The organism is Acidisoma sp. S159, from assembly GCF_009766125.1.
Lineage (GTDB): Bacteria > Pseudomonadota > Alphaproteobacteria > Acetobacterales > Acetobacteraceae > Acidisoma.
Genome location: NZ_LMUG01000032.1, coordinates 378,658 through 403,374, shown reverse-complemented (window position 1 = coordinate 403,374; position 24,717 = coordinate 378,658). Strand labels below are relative to the sequence as shown.

Genomic DNA, 24,717 nt, shown 5'->3' with positions numbered 1-24,717 from the left:
GCCGACGCCGCACGAGCGACGGAGCATCGGGGCGTTGGCCGCCGACCATCGCCTAACTCGCATGAGAGGGCCTTCCGATGCCTAACACCTCCGAAGATCCGAGCAACGCCGGACGTGGTGTCGGAGAAGTTATCTGTGACGAACTTAAGCGACTCTTCCCAGGGATCGAGACACCGACGCCGCCTCCTACAATTGGACTAGGTGAGGATCGAACCACTAAACAAGCGAGATGGGACGAGTTCGAACGAACCACACAATCGACGATTGACAATCTGCCTGAACCTCTCTCCGCACTTTGCCTATCGGGCGGCGGAATTCGCAGTGCGGCCTTCGCCCTCGGCGCGTTGCAGGCGCTGGCACGCTGCGGCGCCTTGGAACATTTCCATTATCTTTCGACCGTGTCAGGCGGCGGCTATATAGGTGGCTGGCTGACCGCCTGGCGGCATCACGCGAAAAGCGATGCCAAGGTCTTCGCCGGCCTCGATCAACTGCGCCGGACCGGCCAGGAAGCCGCCGAGATCGCCGGAATCAGGGCCGACAGCAATTACCTGACCCCAAGGCTGGGGCTGCTTTCGCCCGACACTTGGGCCGTCGTGGCGCTTACTGTGCGGAACCTCGTTCTCAACTGGCTGGTCTTCGGGCCGCTTTTCCTGGGCTTGTTGTTCATCCCGCTATTCTCTGACGCACTGCTCGTCTCGCTCCGTGCCAAATACTGTCCCGCGCCCCATTGCCTGCAACCGCCGCCGCTTGGTGTACTCTTTGCCTGGATCGGCGCCGCTTTCGCCCTCTTCGCGTCGATCGTCGCTTTCGTGGGTAGGCTCCGCATGACTAACAAATGGTTGACGACCGGCCGCTTCATCCGTCTCGCTTTGATACCTGCCACGATCGCGAGTGCTTGCTTCACCTTGGCCGCCGCCGTCGGCGTCAACGCGGGCCCGGGCTCAGGCGTCATCGACTGGCGATGGATCCTCGGAGGCGCCGCGCTCTATGTCGTCGCTTGGATGGCCGCGCGCCTGATTGTCTTCTTCCACCAGAAAACGACGGCTGGATGCGCCGCACTCGAACTTCTGGCCGCCGCGCTGACGGGCGCCGTCGTCGGCGCCATTCTCCTGGTCGGGGTCGATTTCGCCACGCTGGTGGACAGCAAAGGCCTGGTCGTCTTCGGCGTGTTGTGGACGCTGATGTCCATCCTCGTCGGTGATATCGTCTATGTCGCTGTGTCGAGCTTTCTGCCGCGCAGTGACATGGACCGGGAGTGGCTCGCCCGGGCAAGCGGCCTTTGTATGGCCACGGCCATCAGCTGGAGCATCATTGCCGGCATTGATCTTCACGGACCCTGGTTGTTGAAGTGGAGCCTGTACTCCGCTTGGACCTTATTCGGCACGGTCACTATCACCGGCGCCTTCGGCTTCATCACGCTAATCATCGGCTCCAGCGGTAAAACAGCCGCATTGCCCGGACAGGCGAAATCGGGGCTGCTCTCCCTCAACAACCTGGTCACCGTCGCGAGCGTCGTCTTCGCGATCTGCCTTGTGGCGGTCCTGTCGGCGATCGATGCGAAGCTCCGTGATGTGCTGACCGACGTCTTCAAGGTGAAAAACGCGCCCTGGATGAAGCTTCTGCCGCTGAATGGCGCGGGCCTGGTCGAACTGGGAACCGCAACTATTCTCATCGCGGTCGCTTTCGGCGCGTCCTGTCTCGTCAATATCAACCGCTTCACGCTGCACGGCATCTATCGCAACCGGCTGGTGCGCGCCTTTCTCGGTTCCGCGCGGGCCGGAGCGGGCAAACCACGAAGCCCGGATCCTTTCACCAGCTTCGACAGCGACGACAATCCGCGCATGTTCGAGGTCCGGCCTGAGCCTAAGGACAGCGCACGCCTCTTGCACGTCATCAACATGACTCTCAATGTGGTCTCCACGAAAAAGCTTGCCTGGCAGGAGCGTAAGGCCGAGGTCTTCACGGTCACCGATATGGCTTGCGGCAACCCCATCGTCGGCTATCGGCGGACGGAGCATTATGGCGGCCGCCACGGACTTTCGCTCGGCACTGCAATGGCAGTGTCGGGTGCCGCCGTCAGTCCGAATATGGGCTATCACTCCTCGGCTATCGTGAGTTTCCTTCTGATGCTTTTCAACGTCCGCCTTGGCTGGTGGCTCGGCAATCCCGCGCGCGCGCAATACCGTAAGAAGGGGCCGCAGCCTGGCCTCGTTCCGGCATTGATGGAGCTGGCAGGTGCCACGACCGACGATCGCAAATGGATCTATCTATCCGATGGCGGGCATTTTGAGAACCTCGGTCTCTATGAGATGGTGCGGCGGCGCTGCCGCTTCATCGTCGTAAGTGATGCGGGTGCGGATGCCGAAGGCGCCTTCGAGGATTTCGGCAATGCCGTGCGCAAGATTTTCATCGATCAAGGCGTGGGGATAGAGTTCGAGAGATTCGAAATTCATCCGCGGCAAGAACCTCCGGCGGCCGGAGCCTATTGCGCAATCGGTACGATCACTTATCCCGGATCGTCGAAACTTGGTTGGCTGCTCTACATCAAGCCCGGCTATCATGGCGATGAGCGGCTCGATATCCGCAGCTACGCGATGGCTCATCGGGACTTTCCGCATGAGAGCACGCTCGACCAGTGGTATTCCGAATCGCAGTTCGAGGCCTATCGGGCGCTTGGCGCGCATGTGCTCGAAACGATCTGCAATGGCGGCGCTATTGACCTGACGAAACCGATCCACAAGGTCAGCAGCTTGCAGGAACTTCGTTTGCGCGCGAACCGCTATATGGAGCGCCAGACTGGGATGGGCGGCTAGAGAGTGAGCCGATACGTCATATAGGTCTGGTCGGTCTTATGGCTGAGCATGACGGTGATCGGCCCGGTGTCTTAGAGACTATTGAAACGCACAAGTGTGAGTGGCTGGATCAAGCCTGCTCGGGTCCGGATCGCGCAATCTTCTCTCTCGGGGCAAGGGAGCGGGATGATCGCTACGCCTTGGGCTACGCGCTGCCACTAGACTTCATGTTGTTGCAAGCGATGTGGCGGCGTCCGTTAAACATTTCGAAAACAATAACCAAGCAGTTTGCTCCCTCTGAAATTTTGGGAGTGTTCATCATGGCCTTAGTACCCGTCCATTCGCCTCCCACGCGCGCTCCCTCTATGACCCAGGGAGACCCGGGCCGCTTCGAGCGCCTTGTAGGCGATCGCAAGGACGGGGCGCGCCCCAGAAATCAGCTTCCGCACAAGAATATTTGGAATTGCAAGAACAAGATTTGTTTTATGCGATCCCGGGATGATGGCGTTCCCGGCGTTATCTTCTCCAAATCTGACTACATGGTGGACTCAGTAACGAGGAGTGCGTACGACTTTGCGGGGGCGGCTATGAACGCTACCAGGGGAGCTATCGACTTTTTCAATCCTTACAGCGGCGCGGCCACGCTCGGTTATCTCACCACTCAGACCAGTGCACTCCATAATTGGACCGATGTATCGCCGCTAGGCTTGCCGAATCTCCCTTCGGGTGGCTCGCAGGAATGCCCGGGTTCATGCATTCCCGTGCAAGCAGCTGTCCTCGGCGGCATCGCGCTGTTCGCCGTGCCGGTATTCCTGGGTGGCCGCTGGCTCTACCAGTATTTCACGCAACAACCATCGCCACAGGCTGCACCGACCCCTGAAGTGGTGCCCCTCCAAGCCATACCCGTCACTCCTGCCTGAACGCGGTGGCATCGAGCGCCCTTCAGAACGAGCGCGAGTTCTCATTCCCTCGCGCCCGTTCTAGGCTTCGTCCGATGTCCTCCTATCCCCTGCCGCCCTGGCGTCCCGAAAGTCTGGAGGCACGGCTACCCTTCCTCCGCCGGCGCAATCTCCTGACCGCCGCCACCCGCGCCTTCTTCACCGCGCGCGGCTATACCGAGGTCGAGACGCCCTATGCGGTGGCTGCGCCGGGGGAGGAGGTGCATCTCGCCACCTTCGCCACCGAGCGCATCGGCACGGACGGCATGCGCCATCCCCTGCGTCTCCACACCAGCCCCGAATTCGCGATGAAGCGCCTGCTGGTGGCGGGGGCGGGCCCCATCTTCCAGCTCGCGCGCGTCTGGCGGAACGGCGAGGGTAGCGCGCGCCACGCCGCCGAATTCACCATGCTCGAATGGTATCGCCCCGTCGCCACCCTGGACGACCTCATCGAAGAGACCACCGCCTTCCTCCGCGCCGTCCTGTCGCCCCTGGTGACGAGCCAAGGGATCACCACCTCCCTGGCCGCCGTCGAGCGCCTGACCCTGGCCGAAGCCTTCGCGCGGGATGTGGGCGCCGACCTGCTGGCAACCGCCGGCGACGCCCCGGCGCTCGCCGCCGCCGCTGGCGAGCGGCTGCGGGAAGGCGAGGATTGGGAAGATCTGTTCTTCCGCCTCATCCTCGGCCGCATCGAGCCGAAGCTCGGTCAGCGGCATCCGACCTTCCTCACCCACTGGCCGGCCGCTCAGGCAGCCCTTGCGCGCCGCGACCCCGCCGATCACCGCGTCGCCGAACGCTTCGAGCTTTTCCTCTGCGGCATGGAACTCGCCAACGCCTTCGTGGAACTTACCGATGCGGAGGAGCAGCGCGGTCGTTTCATGGCGGACCGCGCCCGCCGTCACGCCCTTTATGGCGGCCCCGACTGGCCGCTGGACGAGGATTTTCTCGCAGCGCTCGCCCATGGCATGCCGCCAGCCGCCGGCATTGCTCTGGGCTTCGACCGTCTGGCGATGATCGCCGCCGGCGCCGACCGCATCGATCAGGTGCAGTGGCTGCCCTCCCCGCCCGACCCCGACTGAAAGCGACGCCTTGTTTCCGATGCGCACCGGGTTCGCCAAAGCGTGACAGCCGATGGCTTTCCGGCTCACGCTTTTCATGTAGCCTAAGCCGGATGCTCCCCACTCATTCCATAACCGCTCGCCATCACGCCCCATGCGTATGAGCGGCGCGCGCATCGGGCCTTCGCCCGAGATTCTTACCGTCAGCGGCGATGGCTTGCTGCCCTATGTCCCGGCGCTCGCGCAGCTGCGAATCACGGTGTTCCGGGACTGGCCCTACCTCTATGACGGCGACCCCGCCTATGAGGAGCGGTACTTGCGCAGCTACGTCGACAGCCCGCGCGCCGGTGTCGTTTTGGCGATTGCGGGCGACGAGGTCGTCGGCGCTTCCACCTGCCTGCCGCTCACCGACGAAACAGCGAACATCCAGGCGCCCTTCGTCGCCCAGCGCATCGACCCAGCGCGCGTCTTCTACTTCGGCGAATCGATCCTGCTGCATCCCTGGCGAGGCCATGGCCTCGGCCGCCGCTTCTTCGCCGAGCGGGAGGCGCATGCGCGCCGCGTCTCCACCTGCGACATCGCCGCCTTCTGCGCCGTCGAGCGCTCTGTCAATCACCCGGCGCGCCCTGTCGGCTACGTCCCGCTCGACGCTTTCTGGCGCAATCGGGGCTTCGCCCAGGCCACTGGCATGGGCTGCACCATGTCCTGGCGCGAAGTCGGCGCCACAGCCGAGACCCCGCACCGCCTGAACTTCTGGTGGAAAAGCCTCACCGGGGCAGCCCTATCGTGACCCTCATCTACCTCGTGGCCGGTGAGGCGAGCGGCGACGTTCTCGGCGCCCGGCTCATCCAGGCGCTCCGCGAGCAACGGCCGGAGCTGTCTTTCGCCGGTATCGGCGGCCCTCTCATGGCGCAGCACGGCTTCGTCAGCCTCTTCCCCATGGAGGAGCTGGCGCTGATGGGTCTCGCCGAGATCCTGCCGCGTATCCCCGCCCTGCGTCGCCGCATGGCCGAGACCGTGGCCGATATCGCGGCGCGGCGCCCCGATGTGGTCGTCACCATCGACAGCCCCGGCTTTTCACTGAGGCTGCTCCGCCGCGTCATCCCGCTCGGCATCCCGCGCATTCACTACGTGGCACCCCAGGTGTGGGCCTGGCGCGAGAAACGGGTGCGGAAATACCCCGGGCTTTGGGACCGCCTGCTTTGCCTGCTGCCCTTCGAGGTCGAGTTCTTCGCCAGCCACGGCCTCACCGCCGAATTCGTCGGTCATCCCGTCCTGGAATCCGGCGCCGGCACCGGCGACGCCGCCCGCTTCCGCGCCGCGCACGGCCTGGCACCTGACAGCATGCCCGTCATCCTGATGCCGGGCAGCCGCTCCACGGAGGTTTCCCGGCTCCTGCCGATCTTCGGCGAGACCCTGCGGCAATTGGCACCGCGCTTTCCCAAACTGCTGCCCGTGGTGCCTGTGGCCGCGCCGGTGGCGGCGGCCGTGACCGCTGCGGCCGCCGCTTGGCCGCAAAAACCCATCCTCGTCACCACCCTCACCGAGAAGCACGACGCTTTCGCCGCTGCCCGCGCCGCCCTCACCAAATCCGGCACATCGACCCTGGAGCTTGCCGTCGCTGGGGTGCCCATGGTGGTGGCCTATCGCGTCAACCCGATCACCGCCGCGCTCGTCAGGCGCGTGGTCCGGGTCAAACATGCCGCCATGGTCAATCTTCTCGCCGGGCGTGAAGTGGTGCCGGAGCTGATCCAGCAGGCCTGCCGCCCCGAACGCCTTGCCGAGGAACTAGGCCGCCTGTTGCAGGAAGGCCCCGCCGCCGCCTTGCAGAAGGCCGCCTTCGCGCGGATTACCGACAGCCTGCGGCCTGCCGCCGGCTTGCCCTCAGAGGCCGCCGCTGCCGCCGTTCTCGCCTTGCTCGACGAAAAGCCCGGAGTCTGAAACCTCCTGGCGAGAATGTTCCATCGCCGTGGTAACGGCCAGCGCCGCCTCCAGCGCGCGCCGCCCGGCCTCCGCATCCACCAGCACCGGCGCGCCATCGAGGATCGAGGCGAAGAAGGCGCCCTGTTCGGCGGCCAGCGCGTCATGATCTTCCCAGGAAGACTCCTCGATCGAGAATTCCGGCATTCCCGGCACCGGCATTCCGCCGCCGCGCCCGATGGCCGTCAGGCGCCGATTGGCGAAATCGACCGCGAGATAGCCACTCTGGGAAAAGATCCGCATCCGCCGCTCGGTCTTGAGCGAGATGCGGCTCGCGGTGATCGTCGCGACGCAGCCATTGGCGAAGCGCACGCGGGCATTGGCGATATCCTCATGCGCACTCGCCACCGCCGCGCCCACGGCATCGACATGGGCGATCGGCGCATCCACCAGCGCCAGCACAAGGTCGAGGTCGTGGATCATGAGGTCGAGGATGACGGAAACATCCGTACCCCGGATCTTGAAGGGGGCGACGCGCACCGCCTCGATATAAAGCGGCCGTCCCATCCGCGCTGCGACCGCGCCATGGGCCGCGGAAAACCGTTCCAGATGCCCGACCTGCAGCACGGCACCCGCCGCCTTCGCCAAAGCCGCGAGATCCTCGGCCTCCGCGAGCGTGGAGGCGATCGGCTTTTCGATCAGCACATGGCGGCCCGCGCGGATGGCGGCGGCGGCCAGGTCGTGATGCGCCTCCGCCGGGGCGGAAACGACTATCGCGTCCGAGGCGGCGAGCAAGGCCGCGAAGTCCATGGGCGGCACGCCGGCCTCCCAGCCCACGGCGCGCGCCCGCTCGGCATCCAGGTCATAGACACCGACCAGGCGGGCGCGGAGGGAGGCGGCGGCCTTCAAGGCATGGATGCGGCCGAAGTGACCAACACCGGCCACTCCAACTCTAACGATGCCGCTGTGTGATGTTGCCAAATTCTGGACCTATCGGAACGCGCGGCAGCGTTACCAGGACGTGGCGAGGCGTCAACCTTCTGGCGCCTGGGACCTGCCCAGGCCCCGAGGCTTGCCTTCAGACAAACGCGCCGCCATACCTCCGCGCCAAATCATGAACCGCTAAGGCCGTCCGCCCCCATGCTCTATTTCAGCCGACTCAAGGCTGCCGCGATCATCGGGGCTTGCCTGCTCGGCGTCCTCTTCTGCATACCCAATCTGATGCGCGCGCCGAATGGCTGGCTGCCCTGGCGGCAGATCCATCTCGGCCTCGACCTGCGCGGCGGCAGCTACCTGCTGATGCAGGTCGATATGGGCGCGGTCGCCAAGGAGAAGCTCGGCAGCACCGTTGACCAGGTGCGACAGGATTTCCGCGCGCCGGGCATCGGCTATACCCGCCTCGCGGCCGATCAGGCGGCCAACCGCGTCGAGATCACGCTACTCGACCCCAACCAGCGACAAGCGGCGATCAAGGCGCTCAGCGACCTGCTCACGCCGTCCCTCGGCACCACCAGCCTTGCCGATTTCGATGCCAGCGGCGACGGCGCCAATCTGATCCTCACGCTATCGCGGCCCGCCCTTATCGCTCGCGCCACGGCCGCCGTGACCCAGTCGATCGAGATCATTCGCCGCCGCATCGACAGCACCGGCATCGTCGATCCGCAGATCGCGCGTCAGGGCACCGACCGCATCATGGTCCAGCTGCCCGGCATCTCTGACCCGCAGCGCATCAAGACGCTGCTGGGCGAGACCGCGCATATGACCTTCCACCTGGTCGATGAGAGCGCCAACGCGAATTCCGGCGAGCCGCCGCCGCTGGGCGACGCCTTCCTGCCGCTTCAGGGTAGCCCGAACCAAAAGGTCGCCATCCGCCAGGCCGTCATGGTTGACGGTGCCAACCTAACCAATGCCCAGGCCGGCCAGGATCCCCAGACCGGCGGCTGGGTGGTCAATATCGAATTCGATAGCCTAGGCGCGCGTCAGTTCGGCGATGTGACCTCGGCCAATGTAGGCCATCCCTTCGCCATCGTGCTCGACAACCAGGTGATCAGCGACCCGGTCATCCGCGAGGCGATCACCGGCGGGCGCGGCCAGATCAGCGGCAGCGCCAATGCTCAGGCCGCAACCGACCTCGCGTTGCTGCTGCGTGCCGGCGCCTTGCCCGCGCCGCTGACGGTGATCGAGGAGCAGAGCGTCGGACCCGAGCTTGGCGCGGATTCGATCCGGGCCGGCGCCATCTCGCTGATGGTCGGCTTCGTGCTCGTCATCTTCTTCATGGGCGCCTTCTACGGCCTGTTCGGCTGGTTCGCGAATCTCGCCCTCGTCGTCAATCTCATCATGCTGATGGGCATTCTGTCGCTGCTCCAGGCGACACTCACGCTGCCGGGCATGGCGGGCATTCTGCTCACCCTCGGCATGGCGGTGGACGCGAATATCCTCATCAACGAGCGGGTGCGGGAAGAGGTGCGCAACGGGCGGTCTCCCTTGCAGGCGCTCGAAGCCGGGTATCGCCGCGCCTATGGCACTATCATCGACAGCAACGTGACGGCGCTGCTGGCGCATGTGATGCTGTTCATCTTTGGTTCGGGTCCGGTGCGCGGCTTCGCCGTGACGATCACCGTCGGCATCGTCACCACGCTTTTCACCGCCACCGTCTTCGCCCGGTTGCTGACATCGAGATGGTATATCCGGCGCCGCCCGTCGGCTTTGCCGGTATAGGCGGGCAATATGTTGCTCGACCGACGCGAGTTTTCGCCTGACGGCAATGGCCCGGCCGCGCCGGTCCAGGCGCCCCAAAGGACGGCATGAAGATGCGCTTTTTTTACAAGCCGCTGTTCCGCCTGGTTCCGGATGGTACCCGCATTCAGTTCATGAAGGGACGCTTCGCGGGCCTTATCGTTTCGGCCGTGTTGTCGCTCGCCTCGGTCGGGCTGTTCTTCTATCCCGGCCTGCGGCTAGGCATCGACTTCAAGGGCGGCGTGGTGATGGAAGCCCGCACACCGCAACCCGCCGATTTTGCCCATCTCCGCGCCGCGCTGGCCGCCCATAACCTCAGCGATGCCGGGCTGCAGCGCGTGGGCTCCGCTTCCGCCAACGAGTTCATGATCCGCCTCGAAAGCCGGGCCAATGCCGCGGCGACCGACCTGGCGGTGGCGCGGGTTCATGCGGCACTCGATCAGGTGGCGCCGGGCAACAAGGTCCTCAGCACCAGCGCGGTCGGTGCCTCGGTATCGCAGGAACTCTTTCGCCAGGGCCTGCTGGCACTCGGCCTCAGCTTGCTCATGATCCTGGTCTATATCTGGTTCCGGTTCGAGTGGCAGTTCGCGGTTGGTGCCGTGGTGACGCTCATTCTCGACATCACCAAAACCATCGGCTTCCTCGTCGTTACTCGCCTGCAATTCGACCTGGTGATGGTCGCCGCGATCCTGACGATCCTCGGCTACTCCACCAACGACAAGGTCGTGGTCTACGACCGGATGCGCGAGAACCTGCGCAAGTACAAGACCATGCCGCTGCGCCAATTGATCGACCAGTCGATCAACGAGACGCTGAACCGGACACTCGGCACCTCGATGACGGTGTTCCTCGCGGCGCTGCCGCTGGCGATCTTCGGCGCTTCCGTGAAAGCCTTCGCCATCGTCATGCTGTTCGGCATCGTCGTCGGCACCTCCTCCTCGATCTTCATCGCCGCCCCGATCCTGTTGTTGCTCGGCGAGAACCGGCTGCGGCGAGACGCCCAGCCGGCCAAGCCGGAAACCGGGAAGAAGGTTCAGGCGCGCGCGAACTGAGCGGATTCGCGCTCATCTCATTCCGGTTGACGAACGGACGGGCATGACGTTCTATCATCGGAATGAACGTCTCGGTCGGTTCTTCTCAGTCATCGGTTGAATTCGCGGGCCTGCCGGCATCCCCTGCCACCGCCTCTGAAAAGGAGTCGGCCAAGCGGGTCGCGGCGAATCCCAACGATTTACCCGCCACCCAGGCGCTTGCCATGGCGCTTCTCGCGCGCGGCGCCCTGGAAGAGGCTGAGGTCCATGCGCGGAATGCCGTGCGCATCGCGCCGGAGGATCCGAAAAGTCACAACCTGCTCGCCATGGTGCTAACCGGCGTGCACCGCCCGCAACCGGGGGAATTCCACTACCGCCGCGTCCTGAGCCTGACGGGCAAGCGCGACCCCATCGTGATCGCGAATCTTGCCTGGAACCTCAAGAAGCAGGGCAGGTTCGATGAGGCGAGACGCCTCTATCAGGAATCGGTCAGTGCCAATCCGCGGGTGCGGCAAAGCCTGCTCGGCTGGGCCCGGCTGGAAGAGGCGGATGGCCGGTTCGAGGCAGCGGGTTCTTTGCTCGATATCATCGACCGGCTCTTTCCCGACGATCCCGACAGCCTTTTGACCCGCGCTGTTCTACACACCCGTCTACACGACAATGACCGCGCCTTCGCGGTGCTCGATCGCCTGGAGCAGCAGGTGCGACTGGGCAAACTCACCCCTGCCGAACTTGCGGAAAAAGGCCGCCTGCTCGACCAGACCGGCGAATATGCGGCGGCCTTCGAGGTCTTCCTCGAAAGCAAGCGGCGCGTGCGGGACGAATTGGGCCAGATCTATCAGGACGAGGCGGTCAGCGAGATGATACGCCGGCTGCGTGGCTTCTTCACGCGCGGCCGGTTGGCGCTGCTACCGCGCGCGGATGTCGCCCCTGGGCCGCAACCGATCTTTATCCTCGGCTTTCCGCGTTCCGGCACCACGCTTCTCGAACAGATGCTGTCCCGTCATTCGCGCATCGCGGCGGGTGACGAATTGCCTTTCGTGAGCGATATCGCCGCGACCCTCCAGCGCCTTCTCGAGAGTCCGCTCAGCTACCCAGAGGCTTTGAGCGAGTTATGGATGGGCGATCGTCAGCAAGGTTTGAATGACTTGCGGGATGTCTATCTGCACCGCGCCGCCCAAATGGGCGTGTTCAAGCCGGACAAGGATCTTTTCACCGACAAGATGCCGCTCAACGAGACTCATCTCGGTCTCATCTCGCTGATCTTCCCGAAAGCGCCTTTGATCCATGTCGTCCGGCATCCGCTGGATGTCATGGTTTCGATCATGGGCAATATGCTGACCCATGGTTTTCATTGCGCCAGCAGCCTGGTCTCGGCGGCGACGCATTACGCGCGCATCATGCAGCTCGTCGCACATTACAGGGCCGAGATCGACCTGTCTCTGCACACTCTGCGCTACGAGGACCTTTTGACGGAGCCAGAAGAAACCTTGAGGGCGCTGTGCGGCTTCCTGTCCGTGGCCTACGAGCCGGCGTCCCTCGTCTTCCATGAGAGCCGCCATCATTCGCGCACGGCAAGCTACGCGCAGGTTAAGGAACCGCTCTATGACCGGTCGCGCTACCGCTATCGCCACTACCGAGACGAACTCGCCCCGGCTTTGCCGATCCTCGAGCCCTGGATTGAGAAGTTAGGCTACCAGCTCGACTGAAACCGGCCCTGTGACCAGCCAGGATGCATTTCCCGAACACCTGAAGGATAGGGGCGAAGGAGCCAGCTTGAGCCAGGACAAGCTTGAGGTCCCGCTCGACGCGGACTGGCGTTCAGAGCTCGAGCGGCTCATTCCGGTGCCGTTCCGATCGCTGTTGGCAATGGCCGTCCGTGCCGAAGAAAGTGGCCGCATCGACGACGCCGAGCAACTCGCCGTGCATATCCTGCGCGCCGCGCCGGAGGAGCCCGACGCGCTGCATCTCGCAGGCGTTGTCGCCTTCCGGCGCGAGCGCGTCGATCAGGCTGTCGCGCTGGTCGAGCATGCCATTCTCGCCGCACCGCAAAACGCCGTTTACCTGCGCAACCTCAGCGAGATGTATCGCGTGGCGGGACGGCTGGATGATGCGCTTGCCGCATCCAGCCGGGGTCTCGACTTGCAGCCGGCGGACCCGCTGGCCCTGCACAACCAGGCGATCATCCACCAGGAGAGAGGCGAGCCCGAACAGGTCGTCAATTGTGCCCGTCAGGCCATCGCGCTGAAGCCGATGATGCCCGGGCCGCATTTCGCCATCGCCGAGGCGCAGCTCCTGCTCGGCAATTACGCGGAGGGCTGGGAGGAGTACGAGTGGCGCTTTCGGCTGGCCGGCTTCCCGCGCCTGATGCCGCCAGCGCTGCAACAGGGCCGCCCGCAATGGGGCGGCGATCTTGGCGGTGGCCTATTGCTGTTGATCGGTGACCAAGGCTTCGGCGACGTCATCCAGTTCAGCCGCTATATCCGATGGGCGGCGGCACGATGCCCGCGCATCGTCATGGCGACCAGCATCGAAATGGCGCCGCTCTTCCGGCGGCTTTTCCCCCGGCTCCACATTTTCACGAATTGGTCCGAATGCCCCGCGTTCGCGACCTTCTGCCCGATCTCTGGCCTTCCCCGGCTGCATGGCACAAGGCTCGACACTATTCCGCCGCCGCCGGCGATCGAGCCGGATGCGGGCCGCGCGATCCTCTGGAAGGCACGGCTTGATCGTCAGGTTCCGAGCGGTCTGCGCCGCATCGGCGTGGTCTGGGCGGGACGCGCCACCCATCGCAACGACCGCAACCGCTCGATGCCGCTGTCGGCGCTCAACCCGCTCGCGGCGGTGCGGGGCATCGCGCTGGTCAGTCTGCAGAAGGGCGAGGCGGCCGGGCAGCTCGTGAACTATCAGGGTCATGCGCCACTCATCGATGCCGGCGCCGAAATCATCGACTTCGAGGACACCGCCGCCGTTATCGGTGCTCTTGATCTGGTGGTGACGGTCGATACCTCCGTCGCCCATCTCGCGGGCGGCATGGGCCGGCCGTGCTGGGTGATGCTGCCCTATGCCGCCGACTGGCGCTGGCTCCAGGAGCGCTCGGACTCGCCATGGTACCCAAGCATCACGCTATTCCGGCAAAGCGCGGCACGACGCTGGGACGAGGTGGTGGAGGCGATCACCCAAGCGCTCGCCGGCTCGCCGTAAGCGTTTGGTTCAAAGTCTCATTTCCAGCAGCACCGGCACATGGTCCGACGCTTGCGTCCAGCCGCGCGCCTGCTTCAGGATGGCATGACGGACAAGCCGCCCCGTCAGGTCATGCGTGACCCAGATATGGTCGAGCCTGCGTCCCTTGTCCGCCGCTTCCCAGTCTCGTGCTCGATACGACCACCAAGTGTAGAGCTTCTGATCGTCCGGCACGAAGTGGCGCAACGCGTCATGAAAGCAGGTGCGCTGCCACTCCGTATGCAAAGCGGTTTCGACCGGCGTGTGTGAGACGATTTTGAGAAGCTGCTTGTGGCTCCAGACATCATGCTCCAGCGGCGCGATGTTGAGATCGCCGACGAGCACGGTACGTTTCAGCTCAGGCGTCGGCGCGAAATGATCCCGCGCGGCGGCCACGAAATCGAGCTTATGCGCGAATTTCGGATTGACCTCGGGGTCGGGAATATCGCCGCCGGCCGGCACATAAAAGTTGTGGACAACCAGCGGGCCGCCGGGCGCGTCGATCTCGACGGAGAGGTGACGGCAATCCTCACGCCCGCACCAATCTTGTGTCGTGCCGTGCCGCCGCATCGGCAGCTTCGAGAAGGTGGCGACGCCGTTATAGCCTTTCATCCCGCGAAACTGGACATGCGGCAGGCCGAGCACCGCCGGCAGTTCCAGCGGAAAAAATTCGTCCGGGCATTTCGTTTCCTGTAGGCACACGACATCGGGGTCGAGCGCGGTCACGACATCGCGCAGCAGCACCTGCCGCAAGCGAATCGAATTGATGTTCCAGGTAACGATACGAAGCGGACGGGGCATGAACTCGATGCTGAGCTAAACCACCCTCACCCTCAGCGGTGGCAGCCCCGAGATCATCGCCTCCAACTCATCGCCGCGCTTCACTTCGGCCACGCCCTCTGGCGTGCCGGTGAAGATGAGGTCGCCGGGTTGCAATTCCACCAGCCGGGACAGCGCCGCGATCACCTCGGGCACGCTCCAGATCATATCCAGCAAGTCGCCTTCCTGCCGCTCGGCGCCATTGACGTTCAGGAGGATGTGGCCGCTTTCGAACCTGCCGAAATTGCCCACCGGCACGATCTCGCCGATTGGCGCCGAATGGTCGAAGCCCTTCGCCATGTCCCAGGGCCGTCCGAGCTTCTTGGCTTCCGCCTGCAGGTCGCGCCGCGTCATGTCGATGCCGATTGCGTAGCCCCAGATATGGGCTTTCGCATCCGTCTCGGCGATGTCGCGGCCGCCGGCGCCGATGGCGACGACCAGCTCGACCTCGTGATGCAGCTCGCTCGTCGCCGCGGGGTAGGGCATCTCGCCGCCGGTGACGATCGCATCCGCCGGCTTGGTGAAGAAGAAGGGCGGCTCGCGATCGGGATCATGCCCCATCTCCCGCGCATGCGCCGCATAGTTGCGGCCCACGCAGAAGATCCGGCGCACCGGGAATAAGCCGCCACCGCGCACCGGCACAGCCGGGACAGGAGGCGCCGGAATCACAAACTCGCTCATGCGTGCAGCGCCGCGACGCCCGGAAGCGTCTTGCCTTCCAGCCACTCCAGGAAGGCGCCGCCCGCCGAGGACACATAGGTCAGCTCATCGGTGACGCCTGCTTCACGCAGCGCCGATACCGTATCGCCGCCGCCCGCCACGCTGCGCAGCTTTCCGGCGCGCGTAAGTTCCGCGACGACCTTTGCGACCGCCATCGTTGAAGCCTCAAAGGGTGGCGTCTCGAAAGCGCCGAGCGGGCCATTCCAGACCAGCGTCTTTACCGTCTTGAGCCGCGCGATAATGAGCTTCGCGGTCTCCGGCCCGACATCCAGCGCCATGCCGTCATGCTCGGCATCCACCGCAAGCGTGCGGGTGGCGGCATTGGCTTTGAACTCCTGCGCGACCGTGCCGTCCACCGGCAGCAGGATTTCGCATCGCCCGCCCTCGGCGCGCTTCATGATCTCGCGCGCGGTGTCATGGAGGTCTTTCTCCTGCAGCGACTTGCCCACCGGCAGCCCCTTGGCGGCGAGGAAGGTATTCGCCATGGCTCCGACGATGACCAGGACATCGACTTTGCCCAGCAGATTGCCGAGCAGGTCGAGCTTCGTGGAAACCTTCGAGCCGCCAACAATCGCCATGACCGGCCGATCCGGGTCGGTCAGCGCGCTCTCCAGTGCCTCCAGTTCGGCCTGCATCAGCCGCCCGGCATGGGAGGGCAGGTGGCCCGCCACGCCCTCGGTACTGGCATGGGCGCGATGGGCGGCGGAGAAGGCGTCGTTCACATAGAGATCGGCGAGCTTGGCGAGGCTTTTCGCCATCTCGACGTGGTTCGCTTCCTCGCCCGAATGGAAGCGGGTGTTTTCGAGCAGCAGAACATCGCCGTCCTTCATCTTGGCGACGCCGGCCTCGACCTCCGGCCCGATACAGTCATCGACAAAACCGACCGGCGAGCCGAGTACTTTGCCGATCGCGTCGGCCAGCGGCCGCAGCGACATTTCCGGCACGCGCTTTCCCTTCGGCCGCTCGAAATGCGAGCAGACGATGACCCGGCCGCCTTTCTCCGCGATCTCGCGGATGGTCGGCACCACCCGCTCGACGCGCGTGAGATCGGTGATGCGGCCATCGCGCACAGGCACGTTGAGGTCGGCGCGCAGCAGCACGCGCTTGCCCTTGAGATCGGCGTCATCCAGCGTGCGGAAGGTCATCGTGTCGTTCCCCTTTTCACACCGTCATGGCATGCGAAGGCATGCCATCCACGCCTTGCTTTCTTTACGCAGGCAAGGCCTGGATGCTCGGCCTTCGCCGAGCATGACGAGGCAGAGTGTGCTGGACCTACAGCGCCCCGAAAGCCGCCGCGGTATCACCCATGCGGTTCGAGAAGCCCCACTCGTTGTCATACCAACCCAGCACACGGGCCAACTCGCCATCGACAACCGCCGTCTGGGGCGCGTCGAAGGTGCAGGAGGCCGCGTTGTGGTTGAAGTCCGAACTCACCAGCGGCTCGGTGTTGTAGTCGATGATGCCCTTCAGCGCGCCTTCCGAGGCTTCCTTCATCGCCGCGTTGATCTGCTCCTTGGTCGCGTGCGTGCGCAGGTTCACATCGAGCGAAACGAGCGAGACATTGGGCGTCGGCACGCGAATGGCGGTTCCATCCAGCTTGCCCTTCAGCTCCGGCAGCACGAGGCCGACGGCACGGGCCGCACCGGTCGAGGTCGGGATCGCCGACAGGGCAGCGGCACGGGCGCGATGCAGGTCCTTGTGCAGCGTGTCGACCGTCTTCTGGTCGCCCGTGTAGGAATGGATCGTCACCATATAGCCGCGCAGGATATGGAACTTCTCGTGCAGTATCTTCGCCATCGGCGCCAGGCAGTTGGTGGTGCAGGAGGCGTTGGAGATGACCGTCATCTCCTTGGTGATGGTTTTGTCGTTCACGCCGAAAACGATCGTCGCATCCACCCCATCGGCCGGCGCCGATACCAGAACCTTGCGCGCGCCCGCCTCGATCAGCTTGGACGCCGCGTCCTTGCTGGTGAAGAGGCCGGTGCATTCCATCGCGACATCGACGCCGGCGAGCGGCACTTTGGACGGATCGCGCTCGGCCGAAACGCGGATCGGGCCGTAGGTGCGGCCGTTCAGCTTGATGGTGATGGCGTCGCCATTCACCTCGACGGTGCCGGGGAAGCGGCCATGGACGCTGTCGTAGCGGAACATATGCGCATTGGCCTCGACGCTGCCTAGGTCGTTGATCAGGACGGGCTCCAGATCCGTGCGGCCGCTCTCGACCATCGCGCGCAAAACGAGGCGGCCAATGCGCCCGAAGCCATTGATCGCAACCTTCACAGCCATGGTTCTCTCTTCCTTCTTCAAAGCTTCTTCTTGACCGCGATAATCAGCGCCTCGGTCAGGGTCTCGACAGTCTGCGCGGTATGCGTCTGGCCCGGAAGACTCACATCGCTGCTCACGAAGTGGCCACCCGAGCCAAGCCAACGCTCCCAGCCAAATCCGGTTCCCGGCTCGACGCCGATCCGCGGCGCATCGCCCAGGGTTTGCGTCTGATACGCCTCGTCTTGCGCCGCGAAAAGTGACCAGCAGGGCATGGAGACCACCGCCACGGTAATGCCGGCCTGCGCCAGGGCCGCTTGCGCCGCCAGCGCGGGCCCGACCTCGGCACCGCTTGCGATGAGGGTGGCCGCGCGGGGACCCTCTTCCGGCGCGGTCAGATAGGCGCCGCGCGCCGAGGAATTTTCGACTGTATCGGTGCGCCACGGCGGGACGGGCTGCGGCGTCTGCACCAGGACGCTCGGCCCATCCTCCTTGTGCAGAGCGAGCTCCCAGCATTCGGAGGTCTCGACCGCGCCGGCGGGGCGGAAGACCAGCAGCTCGGGCAAGGCGCGGAACGTCGCGAGATAGTCGGCGGACGCGGTTTCAGCCGCTTCCTCCAGCAATGTGAAGACGATGCGGCGGCGGTGGCGGCCGACCGTGCGGATCGCCGGAAACAGCGTGTGTCCGCAAGACATGGCGAGGCCGCCGGCCGGGATCAGGCCGCCATGCCCGACGACGCCGGCTAGGGTGACGGCCATGCTGACCTGACGGCTGCCGAACTGGATATGCCGCCGCGCGAAATCGCCATTTTCGACGGGCTCCTGCCCCAGCGGTGCAAGTCCCGCCGGCCGTCCTGCCGCGCCGAGGGAGGCCCGGATCATCTCCGGCACCGCGGTCCCGAGCGCTTCGATGACGCGGCGGCTCGCTTCCGGGCCGGAGAGGGCGGCGCCTTCTTCCGCCAGCGCGCTGCGATTGACGCGGGCCGCATCGCGCCAGCCATCCGGCAGGCGGCCATTGAGAACCCGTTCGAAGTCGGCGGCCAAAGCATGACGCGCCAGGCGCTTGAGCCAGCCGCGCCGCGCCGCCGTGGCACGCGCCCCCGCGCCGCGCCAGGCTTCAGAGACATCCTCGGAGATTGCGCGGTCCGTGCGAGGCGGAGCGGGCGCCGAGGTCTTGCACACCAGCAGAACAGGCTTGCGCGCCCTGAGTGTGAAGGACAGCGCTGAAGCGATAGCTGCCGCGTCATGGCCCGCGATGCGCTTGGTCGCCCAGCCCCAGGAGGCGAAACGCTCGAGCAACTCCGCCGCCGGCGTCTCATCCGGCTCGGGATGCGCCGGTTCCTCCAGCAGGATGGCGAGCTTCGATAGCTTCAGCTCACCCGCAAGGCTCGCGGCCTCATAACCGATGCCGCCGGTGATGTCCGCCGGTGTCGCGAAGAGCCAGGCGCGGTGATCGACCAGGCTCTTGCCGAAACGCGCCGCGAGCATGCGCTCGCTGAGCACGCAGCCCACGGCGAAGGAGAGCGCCTCACCGGCTTGGCCGATGACCGCCTCGATCCCCGGCAGGCCATGCGACAGGTCAGCGGGATCGAGGCCCGACAGTTCCAGCACCGCGCGCATCAGCCGCGCATCCTGCCGTGTCGCGACGATGATGCGGTCGCGGTCCGGCCATGAACTATCGGCGGCATCGATCCGCAGCACGCGTGTCCAGAGCGTCGTCACGACGTCCGCCATGGCGAAAGCGGGTGGAGCGGCGTTAGCGCCGGGCGCCTTGCCGTTGCCCTCATGCCGGATCGCATCGGAATGGGCATCCGCCCAGTTGCGCAGGGCGGTCAGCCGCAGGGCCTCGACCATGCGCTGCCGACGCTCCGGCTGGCGTGCCTGGGCAAGCGGTGTCGCATCTGTCGTGACGGGGGGTCTGCGGGAAAAGATATCCGCCAGACGAGTCACCGAACCTCCTGCAACCGTCCGGCCCTCTGGAACGAAGGGTGTATGGCGGAATGGAGGGGTTTTGGACTGAGCGCCGGGGCTGAGCAACCCCTTCCGCTTCTGGCGAGCAACCCCATGTCGGGCTACGATCACGGCGCCATAGGGGCTTCGCGAAGGGCTGTACCCGTACTGATTAGCCGGCGCCTAAAGCTGATTGAACTCAAAAGGCATGGAGACCGACATGAAAAAGACCTTCCTTCTCTCGACGATTTGTAGCGTGGCGATCATGGGAAGCGCCTCCGCATGGGCGCAATCGACCAGCACCACCCCGATGGCCGCGCCGAGTGCCAGCGGCTCTAGCATGGCGAAGCCCATGGGTATGGGCATGAAGCACAAGCATTGGATGAAGCACGGCACGGCCATGAGCGGCCCTTCGGACGCGGATCACTCGGCCGACATGCTCAACGCTGAGCAGCTTAAGAACAACATGAGCCCGATGTCGGCGCCGAGCTCGGCGATGCCGATGGCGCCGGGCTCCACAATGGCCCCCGCGACCCCCATGATGGCACCGCCGAACCCCGCCCCGATGGCGCCCCCGACCCCGTCGCCCGGAGCGCCCGCCAACCCGTCCTAGGTGTTGTGACGACCTGATACTGGGTGCGACCCAAAGATCCGTCATGGCACGCGAAGGCGTGCCATCCACGTCTCGCCTTCGTCGAGCAAGGAAGACGTGGATGCTCTGCCTTCGCCGAGCATGACGAAGGGGAAACGAGCGGTTGAAACCAGAGACATCCTGCTCTGGCCCCGATCGCCTTCCCTAAGCCGTCGACGAAAAGGCCTGCGTGCTCGCAGGCCTTTTTCACGACTGCGGCACAACCTCCGCAACACTAGTCATGGCTTCGATCGCCAAAAGTCGCGCCAAGCGATCGAACTCCGCCACGGAGAGCGTCTCCGCCCGCCGCGTCGGCTCGATCTCGGCTCGTCGCAACAGCGCCTCGCCGCCGAGCGGCTTAAGCGCCGCCCGCAGCATTTTGCGCCGCTGTCCGAAAGCCGCCGCCGTCAGCCGTTCCATGATCGTGAAAAGCGCGGGCTCGGGCTGCTCTGCATGTGGCGTCAGCCGCACGATATTCGAGGCGACCTTGGGTGGCGGCGTAAACGCCTCCGCCGGCAGCCGCATCGCGATATCGGCCCGGCAGGTCCATTGTGCGAGGATCGACAGCCGACCATAAGCCGGCGTGTCCGGCGCCGCCGCTATGCGCTGCGCCACCTCCTCCTGGAACATCAGAATCATCCGCTCGAAAGCCGCAGCCTGCCGCAGCCACCCGATCAGCAGCGGCGTGCCCACATTATACGGCAGGTTCGCGACGATCTGGCGCGGCGCCGGCACCAGCCCCGGAATATCGACCCGCATGGCATCCCCTGCGACGATCGCGAGCCGTCCAGGATAATGCGGCGCCAGCTCCTCCAGCGCCGCCACGCCCCGCGGATCGATCTCGATCGCCGTCACATCGACCGCCGCGGTGTCGAGCAGCGCCCGCGTCAACCCGCCTGGACCCGGCCCGACCTCCACCACATGCCGCCCACTCAAGTCCCCGGCCAGCCCCGCGATCCGCGCCGTGAGGTTGAGGTCGAGCAGGAAATGCTGCCCGAGCGAGTGACGCGCCCGGAAATTGTGCCGGACGATGACATCCCGCAGCGGCGGAAGCGCGTTCAATGCATGATCTGGATCGAAGCACGCCGCCGCAGATCGTCCAGGGTCTGCTCCGCCGTGAGATCGATCCGGCGCTCGAAGATCTGTTGCGCCACCGCCTCCCGGGAGTTGTCTGCCACCTGTGCGGTGGCCGCCGCATGGCCGCAAACCATGACAAGGGTCACACCGTTATTGGCGATAAGCGGCGGACTCGGCTTGCCGACCGGCAGACTGGCGAGAAGCCTCTGGAACTGCGGTGGCGTGACCTGGGCGAGGTTGACCGGCCCAGGGTCCGCAGGCTTCGTGCCGCCATCGGCGCGGTTCGCGGCCTCCATATCGTCGCAGCTATGCACTGAGGTCGCGATCTTGTGGAAAGTCACCATCGTCTGCCGCTGCTGCTCGGTAGGATTTTTCGGATCGAGCGGCGTGGTGAACGGCAGGAAAATCTGCCGCACGCTGAGCATGACATTGGCACCCGCATCACCGCCGGCGTCCGGGCCCGCCATCCCGGGGCCTTGCCGGCCGCGCAGCTGCACGATCACCAGCCCGCCCGCCACCTGCACCGGATTGCTGATGGCGCCGATCGGCATTTGCGACACCAAGGCGAGGACCGCGGGATCGAGCTGATCCGGTCCAACCCAGCCGAGCGAGCCGCCCTGCAGCGCCGTCTCGCCTTGGCTGAACTGCGCCGCGATGATCGGGAAGGGCGCGCCGCTGCGCAGCTGAGCGATCACGGTATTGGCGAAGTTCTGCGCGTCCATCTGAGCCGCCTGATTGGCGACCCGGATGAAGATTTCGCCGACGTTATATTGTGGCTGCGCGCCCTTGTTCTTCTCAATGAGAATACGACGGTCGATATCGGCGGCACTCGGGCGTCCCGCATCGCCGAGAACCTGATGCAGCACCTGCGTCCAGGCGAGCTGCGTGCGCACCTGGTTGACCAACGTATCGAAGCCGATGCCGAGTTCGGTCAGCTTCTGATGGAGCACACCCGGCCCCATGTTGTTCGAATGCTCGATCTCGGTGATCGCCTGGGCGACTGACCGGTCGGGCACCACCACGCCACGTTTCTCGGCTTCCTGAATCTCCAGCCGCTCATTGATGAGCTGCTGCAGGATCTGCGGCTTGAGATGTTGCAGCACATCGGGTGAGACCCGCTGACCGGTTGCCAACGCGAAGAAGCGCGCGCGATTCTCCACATCGGCCTGGGTCACGACATCTCCATTGACCACCGCGGCGATCGAGGCGTCTTGCGCGCGGGCGGGATGAAGCGTCGCGACGGCCAGCCAAACTGAGAGCACCAGCAGACAGGCCATTTTCAGGCGGAGGGACATATACGCTACCTTCGCTCGAGTTTCTTGTTGTTGCATTAGAGGGCGTTGAAGCCGATGCCGCCGAGGGTCTTGAAGACCACGCGGAACAGCAACGTGGTCGAACCGTCGTCATCCGCGACCGAGGTGTAACGGCGGCTGAAGCTGGCACTAAGCGCGAGACAGTCATTCTGCCAGGTCGCGTCAAGATTGGTCGCGTCGAATTGCCCGGTTTGCAGGTTGCGCTGCGCGGAGGCGTTCAGCGTCCACTGCTGGAGCTGCGTGCTAATGCCCAGCGTTGCTTCGTTGCGGGGCGTAAAATAGGACGCCGGCGGCGGCACGCCGTCGTAGAAGAAGTAGGGATCGGTGGAGGAATATAGATAGCCCGCCGAGACCCGCAGTATCGGAACGCCCGCCGTCGCGAAGGCATCGATGAATTCATTTTGCAGCGAAACGTGGCTGAGTCGCGTGCGATAGGTGAAATCGACATACTGATTCGGCGTATAGGAAATCTTCGCCACGATATCCGAGATATTGTCCTCAAGGCCGGAGCCGACAGGGAAGGTGTCATCCTTGTGGGCGCGATAGGACTGGCCGACCAGCGCGTCGATCACGCTACCATTGTTCAGATACCAAGCCCCATGAAGCGCAAGATTGGCGCGCATGCCGCTCTCCAGCCGATCAAGGCCTGGGTATTTGTTGAAACCGAACAGGTTGGCGTCGGTGAAATTGAAGTCGAAGCTGTCCTCGTTCGGGATATTGGTCTTGTCGACGCTGTTGCCCACGATCGGCGCGGCGATGAGCTGGAAAATCGGCTCGATCAATTCGGAACCCCAGCGCCCGCTATCGTTGATCAACGGCCAGCGATAATTCAGCGCGATCTGCGGCAGGGCCCGCGCGGTCTGCGCGTCATTCGCGCCGGTCGAGAAGTTCGGGAACTGGCTCAGGTCGCGCGCGGAATAGCCTGCGGCGTCAAGGTGGAAGACGGTGCTCCACTGGCCGCCGAGATTGTCGTGGAAGGGCAGTTCGTATTCGGTCGTCGCGGCGCCGCGTAGCGTGTTCGTGCCGGTGCTGCGCAGGATATTAAAGAAGCTGGCATCGAAATTGACACGGCCGCCGAGGGTATCGGGCGTGCCGGTGAAGGAATACTCGGCATGCGGCAGCACCACCGGCAACTCGCTGTCGGTCACGCTGTCGGTGAGGCCCTGATACCAGCGGCTGTCGATGCGGGCATAGGAGCCGTTGCCGAAACCTTCGAGATAAGCGTCGCTTGTCAGTTCGTTGACACTCGGCAGGATGGAGTAGTCGTTGAGGTAGCTGACCGAGGATGCGCGTTCGAAATCGAAGCCCGCGCGCCAGGTGTCATTGAGGTCGAAGGTGCCATGGGCGAAGAGAGCGCCCTCCAGCTTGCCCTCATCGTAGCCGCCCGAAACATCCGCATTTACCTGACCAAAATTGAAGGCGCGGCGATACTTGAGGTCACCGGCGGCGCCGTTATGCGTCGTCAGGATCGGCGTGACCGTCGCATCGGACTGGTCGTCGAGCACAATATAATAGGGAAGGTCGAGGAACCCACCGAGATGGCTATTGACGCCGATGCTGGGAATGAGCAGGCCACTCATCCGCTTGGCCGTCGGGTCGGGATGCCAGAAATAGGGAAAATACGCGACCGGAACGCCGTAGATCTGCATCGTCGCGTCTTTGTATTCGATCACGTGATGCTGCAGATCCTGCACGCCCGATCGCGCGCGAATCTGCCAAAGCGGATAACTTTTGGGATGCTTCAGGCAGACCTCGCAGGCCGTGTAGACCGCATGGCTGAGTTCGTTGAGCTTGCCCTCGGTCCGCCTCGCGCCATTCGCCGCGAGCTTGGCGTTGCTCGGCAAGGTCACGTTCATCGACTTCATGATGCCGTTGGTCATGTCGCGGCTGAGCTCGGCGTAATCCGAGTAAACCACCTGCCCGTCGGGGGAGATGAGCACCACGTGACCAATCGCATCGGAAATATTGGTGTTGCGGTCATACAGCACGTGATCAGCGAATAGGACGTGGCCAGCCTGCCACGCCTCCACATGTCCGCTCAGCGTGACGATGTTCGACTTCTGGTTGTATTCGATCCGATCGGCCCGAAACGTCACTGGCTGCTTCGCGTCGGATGCCGTCTCGCCGCCCGTAAGCCCGGCGATCTGGGCATGGGCGTGCTGGACGCGCGGTACGGCGACGACCGCTGCGACTGTGGCGGCGAGGGCGATCAGGCCGATCCCGTAACTCGTCTTGGACATCGCCGATCC

At 64.6% G+C, this 24,717-nt stretch carries 19 protein-coding genes; 10 read left to right on the top strand and 9 right to left on the bottom strand.

All coding sequences use genetic code 11. The annotated features are described in order from the left end of the window. The first annotated feature begins 77 nt into the window (after nt 1-77). From GSQ92_RS09790 to lpxB, 5 genes are all read left to right on the top strand, one after another. Nucleotides 78-2,813 (top strand): patatin-like phospholipase family protein, encoded by a 2,736-nt coding sequence (locus GSQ92_RS09790; protein ID WP_158803079.1) that lies wholly within the window; start codon nt 78-80, stop codon nt 2,811-2,813. 38 nt (nt 2,814-2,851) lie between these two features. After that, nucleotides 2,852-3,712, top strand: a complete 861-nt coding sequence (locus tag GSQ92_RS09785) for a hypothetical protein (RefSeq protein WP_158803078.1) — start codon at nt 2,852-2,854, stop codon at nt 3,710-3,712. Nucleotides 3,713-3,786: 74 nt separating this feature from the next. Continuing rightward, entirely contained in the window at nt 3,787-4,809 is a 1,023-nt protein-coding gene (gene epmA, locus GSQ92_RS09780) for an EF-P lysine aminoacylase EpmA (RefSeq protein ID WP_158803077.1), read from the top strand. A gap of 139 nt (nt 4,810-4,948) precedes the next feature. After that, entirely contained in the window at nt 4,949-5,578 is a 630-nt protein-coding gene (locus GSQ92_RS09775) for a GNAT family N-acetyltransferase (RefSeq protein ID WP_158803076.1), read from the top strand. After that, the gene (lpxB, locus tag GSQ92_RS09770) at nt 5,575-6,729 is read left to right on the top strand and encodes a lipid-A-disaccharide synthase (protein ID WP_158803075.1); all 1,155 of its coding nucleotides are present in this window, start codon (nt 5,575-5,577) and stop codon (nt 6,727-6,729) included. The genes GSQ92_RS09775 and lpxB overlap by 4 nt, the downstream gene beginning before the upstream one ends. Here lpxB and GSQ92_RS09765 read toward each other — a convergent pair. Then, entirely contained in the window at nt 6,673-7,689 is a 1,017-nt protein-coding gene (locus GSQ92_RS09765) for a Gfo/Idh/MocA family protein (protein WP_159013400.1), read from the bottom strand. The genes lpxB and GSQ92_RS09765 overlap by 57 nt on opposite strands. A 159-nt stretch (nt 7,690-7,848) precedes the next feature. Between GSQ92_RS09765 and secD the strand changes: the two genes are divergently transcribed. The 4 genes from secD to GSQ92_RS09745 all read left to right on the top strand — a co-directional run bounded on the left by secD (nt 7,849) and on the right by GSQ92_RS09745 (nt 13,679). Then, entirely contained in the window at nt 7,849-9,426 is a 1,578-nt protein-coding gene (gene secD / locus GSQ92_RS09760; protein ID WP_159013399.1) for a protein translocase subunit SecD, read from the top strand. 92 nt (nt 9,427-9,518) lie between these two features. Then, nucleotides 9,519-10,496, top strand: a complete 978-nt coding sequence (secF, locus tag GSQ92_RS09755) for a protein translocase subunit SecF (protein WP_159013398.1) — start codon at nt 9,519-9,521, stop codon at nt 10,494-10,496. A 203-nt stretch (nt 10,497-10,699) separates the two neighbouring features. Then, a complete protein-coding gene (locus GSQ92_RS09750) occupies nt 10,700-12,184 on the top strand; it encodes a sulfotransferase family protein (protein WP_158803072.1) in 1,485 nt (494 codons plus the stop codon). Nucleotides 12,185-12,251: 67 nt separating this feature from the next. Continuing rightward, complete coding sequence (locus GSQ92_RS09745; RefSeq protein ID WP_158803071.1) at nt 12,252-13,679, top strand: tetratricopeptide repeat protein; 1,428 nt, start codon at nt 12,252-12,254, stop codon at nt 13,677-13,679. 9 nt (nt 13,680-13,688) lie between these two features. Here GSQ92_RS09745 and GSQ92_RS09740 read toward each other — a convergent pair whose 3' ends face one another. From GSQ92_RS09740 to GSQ92_RS09720, 5 genes are all read right to left on the bottom strand, one after another. Next, on the bottom strand, nt 13,689-14,498 hold the full coding sequence (locus GSQ92_RS09740) for an exodeoxyribonuclease III (RefSeq protein WP_158803070.1): 810 nt from the start codon (nt 14,496-14,498) through the stop codon (nt 13,689-13,691). Nucleotides 14,499-14,513: 15 nt separating this feature from the next. Continuing rightward, nucleotides 14,514-15,197, bottom strand: coding sequence for a fumarylacetoacetate hydrolase family protein (locus GSQ92_RS09735; protein WP_158803069.1), 684 nt, complete (start codon nt 15,195-15,197; stop codon nt 14,514-14,516). Then, entirely contained in the window at nt 15,194-16,381 is a 1,188-nt protein-coding gene (locus tag GSQ92_RS09730) for a phosphoglycerate kinase (protein ID WP_158803068.1), read from the bottom strand. Before GSQ92_RS09730 ends, GSQ92_RS09735 begins: the two co-directional genes overlap by 4 nt. A 127-nt stretch (nt 16,382-16,508) precedes the next feature. Then, a complete protein-coding gene (gene gap, locus GSQ92_RS09725; RefSeq protein WP_158803067.1) occupies nt 16,509-17,522 on the bottom strand; it encodes a type I glyceraldehyde-3-phosphate dehydrogenase in 1,014 nt (337 codons plus the stop codon). A 17-nt stretch (nt 17,523-17,539) separates the two neighbouring features. Beyond that, a complete protein-coding gene (locus GSQ92_RS09720; RefSeq protein WP_159013397.1) occupies nt 17,540-19,447 on the bottom strand; it encodes a transketolase-like TK C-terminal-containing protein in 1,908 nt (635 codons plus the stop codon). A gap of 220 nt (nt 19,448-19,667) precedes the next feature. On the opposite strand from GSQ92_RS09720, the gene GSQ92_RS09715 reads away from it, so the two are divergent. Continuing rightward, nucleotides 19,668-20,060 (top strand): hypothetical protein, encoded by a 393-nt coding sequence (locus GSQ92_RS09715; protein ID WP_158803065.1) that lies wholly within the window; start codon nt 19,668-19,670, stop codon nt 20,058-20,060. 225 nt (nt 20,061-20,285) lie between these two features. Here the strand turns inward: GSQ92_RS09715 and rsmA are convergent, their stop codons facing one another. From rsmA to GSQ92_RS09700, 3 genes are read right to left on the bottom strand one after another with little or no spacing between them, the layout of a single operon-like run. Next, entirely contained in the window at nt 20,286-21,140 is an 855-nt protein-coding gene (gene rsmA, locus GSQ92_RS09710) for a 16S rRNA (adenine(1518)-N(6)/adenine(1519)-N(6))-dimethyltransferase RsmA (protein WP_158803064.1), read from the bottom strand. After that, nucleotides 21,137-22,450: a peptidylprolyl isomerase gene (locus GSQ92_RS09705; protein ID WP_158803063.1), complete on the bottom strand. Its 1,314-nt coding sequence runs from the start codon at nt 22,448-22,450 to the stop codon at nt 21,137-21,139. The genes rsmA and GSQ92_RS09705 overlap by 4 nt, the downstream gene beginning before the upstream one ends. Before the next feature lie 35 nt (nt 22,451-22,485). Further along, the gene (locus GSQ92_RS09700) at nt 22,486-24,708 is read right to left on the bottom strand and encodes an LPS-assembly protein LptD (protein WP_159013396.1); all 2,223 of its coding nucleotides are present in this window, start codon (nt 24,706-24,708) and stop codon (nt 22,486-22,488) included. Nucleotides 24,709-24,717 lie beyond the last annotated feature (9 nt).

Bases quoted from the DNA above. Each gene is read 5' to 3' on its own strand.
- GSQ92_RS09790 (WP_158803079.1), top strand. From the start codon at position 78: ATGCCTAACACCTCCGAAGATCCGAGCAACGCCGGACGTGGTGTCGGA.
- GSQ92_RS09785 (WP_158803078.1), top strand. From the start codon at position 2,852: ATGGCTGAGCATGACGGTGATCGGCCCGGTGTCTTAGAGACTATTGAA.
- epmA (WP_158803077.1), top strand. From the start codon at position 3,787: ATGTCCTCCTATCCCCTGCCGCCCTGGCGTCCCGAAAGTCTGGAGGCA.
- GSQ92_RS09775 (WP_158803076.1), top strand. From the start codon at position 4,949: ATGAGCGGCGCGCGCATCGGGCCTTCGCCCGAGATTCTTACCGTCAGC.
- secD (WP_159013399.1), top strand. From the start codon at position 7,849: ATGCTCTATTTCAGCCGACTCAAGGCTGCCGCGATCATCGGGGCTTGC.
- secF (WP_159013398.1), top strand. From the start codon at position 9,519: ATGCGCTTTTTTTACAAGCCGCTGTTCCGCCTGGTTCCGGATGGTACC.
- GSQ92_RS09750 (WP_158803072.1), top strand. From the start codon at position 10,700: ATGGCGCTTCTCGCGCGCGGCGCCCTGGAAGAGGCTGAGGTCCATGCG.
- GSQ92_RS09740 (WP_158803070.1), bottom strand. From the start codon at position 14,498: ATGCCCCGTCCGCTTCGTATCGTTACCTGGAACATCAATTCGATTCGC.
- GSQ92_RS09735 (WP_158803069.1), bottom strand. From the start codon at position 15,197: ATGAGCGAGTTTGTGATTCCGGCGCCTCCTGTCCCGGCTGTGCCGGTG.
- GSQ92_RS09730 (WP_158803068.1), bottom strand. From the start codon at position 16,381: ATGACCTTCCGCACGCTGGATGACGCCGATCTCAAGGGCAAGCGCGTG.
- gap (WP_158803067.1), bottom strand. From the start codon at position 17,522: ATGGCTGTGAAGGTTGCGATCAATGGCTTCGGGCGCATTGGCCGCCTC.
- GSQ92_RS09715 (WP_158803065.1), top strand. From the start codon at position 19,668: ATGAAAAAGACCTTCCTTCTCTCGACGATTTGTAGCGTGGCGATCATG.
- GSQ92_RS09705 (WP_158803063.1), bottom strand. From the start codon at position 22,450: ATGTCCCTCCGCCTGAAAATGGCCTGTCTGCTGGTGCTCTCAGTTTGG.
- GSQ92_RS09700 (WP_159013396.1), bottom strand. From the start codon at position 24,708: ATGTCCAAGACGAGTTACGGGATCGGCCTGATCGCCCTCGCCGCCACA.